The 4,310-nt window shown below is 35.9% G+C and carries 5 protein-coding genes and 1 pseudogene; all 6 read left to right on the plus strand.

All coding sequences use genetic code 11. The annotated features are described in order from the left end of the window. Window positions 1–158: pseudogene (locus FTV08_RS15815) on the plus strand (ISNCY family transposase); the annotation flags it as partial. Between the two features lie 187 nt (window positions 159–345). Further along, window positions 346–1,464, plus strand: coding sequence for a Fic family protein (locus FTV08_RS15820; protein ID WP_180087649.1), 1,119 nt, complete (start codon window positions 346–348; stop codon window positions 1,462–1,464). Between the two features lie 665 nt (window positions 1,465–2,129). Continuing rightward, window positions 2,130–2,441: a hypothetical protein gene (locus FTV08_RS15825; protein ID WP_162689791.1), complete on the plus strand. Its 312-nt coding sequence runs from the start codon at window positions 2,130–2,132 to the stop codon at window positions 2,439–2,441. A 169-nt stretch (window positions 2,442–2,610) separates the two neighbouring features. Beyond that, a complete protein-coding gene (locus FTV08_RS15830) occupies window positions 2,611–3,285 on the plus strand; it encodes a hypothetical protein (RefSeq protein ID WP_111885976.1) in 675 nt (224 codons plus the stop codon). Between the two features lie 278 nt (window positions 3,286–3,563). After that, the gene (locus tag FTV08_RS15835) at window positions 3,564–3,851 is read left to right on the plus strand and encodes a BrnT family toxin (protein ID WP_180039136.1); all 288 of its coding nucleotides are present in this window, start codon (window positions 3,564–3,566) and stop codon (window positions 3,849–3,851) included. Further along, entirely contained in the window at window positions 3,838–4,152 is a 315-nt protein-coding gene (locus FTV08_RS15840; protein WP_180039137.1) for a BrnA antitoxin family protein, read from the plus strand. Before FTV08_RS15835 ends, FTV08_RS15840 begins: the two co-directional genes overlap by 14 nt. Window positions 4,153–4,310 lie beyond the last annotated feature (158 nt).

A 4,310-nucleotide genomic window follows, 5' to 3' on the forward strand; every position in this document is an offset into this window, starting at 1 on the left:
GATTAGGCTCAGTTCTGGCGCATATCCAGCAACAACATGAAGAGTTGGAGAAACAGAATAAACGTTCCCGTCTCAAGAAAAGTATGCCGAGTCGTAAAGCTCAGAAAGCTGTTATTGAACAAAGAAATTTAAATCCTGTGCTTGACTCTTGTGGTTAAAAACAGGACATTTTAAATGGTTTATCACATAGACATTTTAATTGGTGAATAACACAAAATGTAAGCCCCAAGTAGAACTGTTCTCGATAAATAATGAGCTAATTAACAGTACAAATTCGGCTCACAATATGAGTCGAATTTGTGCTATATTTAACTCATCTTAGATTTTAGATGAGAGAGATTGAAAATGCAGAAATGGATTTGGCAAGCAGAAAACTGGACAAATTTCACATGGCAGGATTCAACTATCTTACCTAAAACCAGACAGATACATCAAAAAATAGGAATTCTTCTTGGACAAAGTCAGCATGATTTAGCGAAAGAACAATTCACTCTAGATACTCTACTTGCCAATCTCGTTGCTTCATCAGCAATTGAAAATGAAACCCTCAATGTTTTTTCATTGCGATCATCTTTAGCCCAACGCTTGGGTGTCACTCTTGAACAGCCTTATCCAAGCTCAGATCGATCAGAAGGTTTAGCCAATATCATGCTGGATGCGCTGAACGATGTTAAGCAACCACTGACTGTTGAGCGCCTCATGCAATGGCATCGTTGGCTTTTCAATGACCCCGACTGGACAATGCAACGTTTACGCATTGGTCAACTGAGGGGATCAGAGCCTATGCAGGTCGTTTCAGGTCGATTGGATTACCCTAAAGTACATTTTGAAGCACCGCCAAGAGAAGGCTTAGAAGAACGCTTACATACCTTCATAGCGTGGTTTAATCAGAGTCTGAATGATTCATTGCTTGATCCTCTGTTACGTGCAGGCATTACCCATTTATGGTTTGTTACCCTACATCCTTTTGATGATGGTAATGGCCGTATTACACGTACACTTACAGACCTTGCTCTAGCTCAAATGGATGAGCAAAGTATCCGTTTGTATGCAATGTCTACTGCGATATTAAATAAACGTAAAAGTTACTATGAGATATTAGAACAAACTCAAAAAAATGATTCTGATATCACAGATTGGCTGATTTGGTTTCTAGACACGTTGAATGAAAGCCTTGAAAAAACCTTAGCGCAGATCAGTCGAACATTGTTTAAAAGTCAATTTTGGCATAAATATTCAAATTTAGCCCTGGGTGAAGAACAACGTAAAGTTCTACATCGTTTATTAGACGGTGGCGAAAATGGCTTTGAACATGGTATTAGTGCTTCGCAATATCAAAAGGTTGCTAAAGTCAGTAAGGCAACGGCTACTCGCCACTTATCAGACTTACTTGAGAAAGAATGTATCGTTAAATTAGAAGGTGGTGGACGTAATACACGCTATCAGATCAATACCCAGTTATAGATATTCTAAGCAATAAAAAACCCCGGCATCCTGCCGGGGTTTTTCGTATTGGTTCGCTCGGTATAACTCCTGTCCTACCTTACAGTCCTTGTGCTTATCTATTGTTATTCTTATATGGAACTTCCTGTTCCCGATGAGTTCATAATAGTAAAATTCCAGTCATTCCGGATAGCAGCAAAGGGCCGAGATTGATGTGAGCCAAAACGTACAAAATAGCCTAAATTTTATCCACAAAAAATGTGGATAATTTTGGACATTGAGGCATTGATAAAATTTGAAAAATCTCAAAATTGATTACTTTTTAAACAAAATTATTGGCAAGAACTATCAAAAACGATCATAAAAAAGCCGAGTTGTTTCCAAGTCAGCTTTTCGACATCGTCGAGCATTATCACTATAACACAAGTATTTGATTTTTATGTGTTTAAAATATGAATTTCGTATAAACGCCATTATGTTAAATGTGATAAAGAATAGATAATAAAATTTAATTAATGAGACATAATCTGTCGTGTATTTTTTAAACAGCACACAATAAATGGTTTAAAAATAGTAATGTACTCTAATAAATTTTTTATTATCAATATCTAAGAGTTATAGAGCTATGTCACGACCAGAAATACCAAATTTAAGAACTTGGCCACGCAATTTAAGTACCTCCCAATATGGTGGATTATCTACATCTCAGTATGGCGGAATGTCCACGTCTCAATATGGTGGAATGTCCACGTCTCAGTATGGCGGAATGTCCACGTCCCAGTATGGTGGAATGTCCACGTCTCAGTATGGCGGATTGTCTACGTCCCAGTATGGCGGATTGTCTACGTCTCAGTATGGCGGATTGTCTACGTCTCAGTATGGCGGATTGTCCACGTCCCAGTATGGTGGACTGTCTACGTCTCAAGGAGGTGGCATGTCTACATCTTCAATTAATGTCTATAAAAGTAATATTCCACCTTGGCCAGTGTTTTTATTAGAACTAGAAACTAGAGGGTATCTTGCACAGGCTCAATTGATTAGAAGACATATTCCCTCATTCTTATATCCTGAAAATTTCTTTTAAATTTTTTATTAAATAAAAGGACATCTTAAATCGGTGTCTTTTTGAGATGTATGTAATTCTTACATTTTTAGGTAGGGGATATTTTGTATAACTCTTTCTCATTAAAGAAAGTTCTTGAGCTTTATGCTGCCATACCACTGATATTGATAGCTTTAGCTGGCACTTATAAGTTTGGTTACTTTTCTACGTTTGATGCTTTATGGATATTACCTTCTATATCCGCTTATAGCTTATTTTACTCAATTCTAATTACTACTTTATTGTTCGCTTTTGGGAGCATAATTTCTTTAATTTATTTATCTATTTCTGCATGGGTAGGTCACTCATATTTACTGATTTTTTCCGTACTATTTATAACAATATCCATATTCCTGATAGGAAGAGAGACATCAATTGCCTTATCAACTAAGTTAATTCCGCTTTATTTTGGTGTGTTTTATTATTCCTATGTACATAGTTCTATATTTGGAGGACAGATAGAGCAATACTTTAGCTCCCCTTTAGTACTATTTTTAACGATTATTGCTTTTGGTGGTATGTTCGGAAGTGGTATGAACGATGCAAATAAAGCCATTAATAATAAAACACTCCCAATAGTATTGTTTGATCAGCAAACGTCATATCCAAGTGATCAGTCTGATTGGAGACTATTAGAAGCAATAGATACCAGATTTGTTTTGATTAATCTTAAAAATAGAACAGATTATGGCTATGAAATAAAAGTAGTTGAATACAGTAAAGTTGACAGTATCTATTAATTTAATAGCTATCAATTTTATAACGACTTTATATTTTTCCTAAAATTAACATAATACACCTTATACGAAACGCGATTGTAATAATCATTTAATATCAATTATTTATATTAAAATAGAAAACTCAAAAAACAGCAAAAATCCGGCTTGGAAACAAGTCGGATTTTTTATGAGCGGTTTTGATAGTTCTTGCCAATAATTTTGACTGAAAATTACACTTATTACCTTGAGTGATACAAATATGTGATACATTATTGTATATACAAATTTGAATGTTTTTTATGGAACAGTATTTCGAATGGGATGAGGCAAAGAATCGAAAGAATCAGCAAAAGCACGATGTCTCTTTCGAAACAGCAAGCCTTATTTTTGAAGATCCGCTAAGGATCTCAATTCAAGACAGACATACCGATGGTGAAGAACGTTGGCAAACCATTGGAAAAGTAAAAGGTGTACTAATGCTACTAGTAGCCCACACCATCTTTGATGAAGATGACTGTGAAATCATACGAATCATTAGTGCAAGACAGGTAACTAAGGCGGAGCGAAATCAATATGAGCATGGTTAGATATACACGCAAAGAGCTGAATGAAAATTTCAGCGACAAGCAAAATGCTGAAATTAAACGTCTCCTTGCTAAGGGAACTGTATCTGATGATCAATTAGATCTGTCTGATATTCCTGAAATCACCGACTGGAGTAAGGCAGTTCGTCATGGGCAATTTTATCGTCCAGTGAAGCAACAGACTTCTGTTCGCTTAGATGCTGATGTACTGGCATGGTTAAAAGCACAAGGGAAAGGCTATCAAACACGTATGAACAAAATTCTGCGTGAAGCAATGTTGGAAGATTTAAAGAATCATTCTTAAAAATGAAATGGGAGCAATAGCTCCCATTTTTATGTTATTCCTAAGTAGAAATGTCCTACCTAATAACCAAATAGAAATGTCCTATATGGACAATTCCAAGTCAAGCACAGGATTTAGATTTCGTTCTTTGATTGCTATTTTCTGTGCACGTCTGCTTG

Origin of the sequence: Acinetobacter sp. YH12226 (assembly GCF_013417805.1) — a bacterium.
In the GTDB taxonomy this organism is placed as follows: Bacteria; Pseudomonadota; Gammaproteobacteria; order Pseudomonadales; family Moraxellaceae; genus Acinetobacter.

Excerpts from the sequence above, each read along its gene's own strand:
- FTV08_RS15820 (WP_180087649.1), top strand. The coding sequence starts at position 346 with ATGCAGAAATGGATTTGGCAAGCAGAAAACTGGACAAATTTCACATGG.
- FTV08_RS15825 (WP_162689791.1), top strand. The coding sequence starts at position 2,130 with ATGGTGGATTATCTACATCTCAGTATGGCGGAATGTCCACGTCTCAAT.
- FTV08_RS15835 (WP_180039136.1), top strand. The coding sequence starts at position 3,564 with ATGGAACAGTATTTCGAATGGGATGAGGCAAAGAATCGAAAGAATCAG.
- FTV08_RS15840 (WP_180039137.1), top strand. The coding sequence starts at position 3,838 with ATGAGCATGGTTAGATATACACGCAAAGAGCTGAATGAAAATTTCAGC.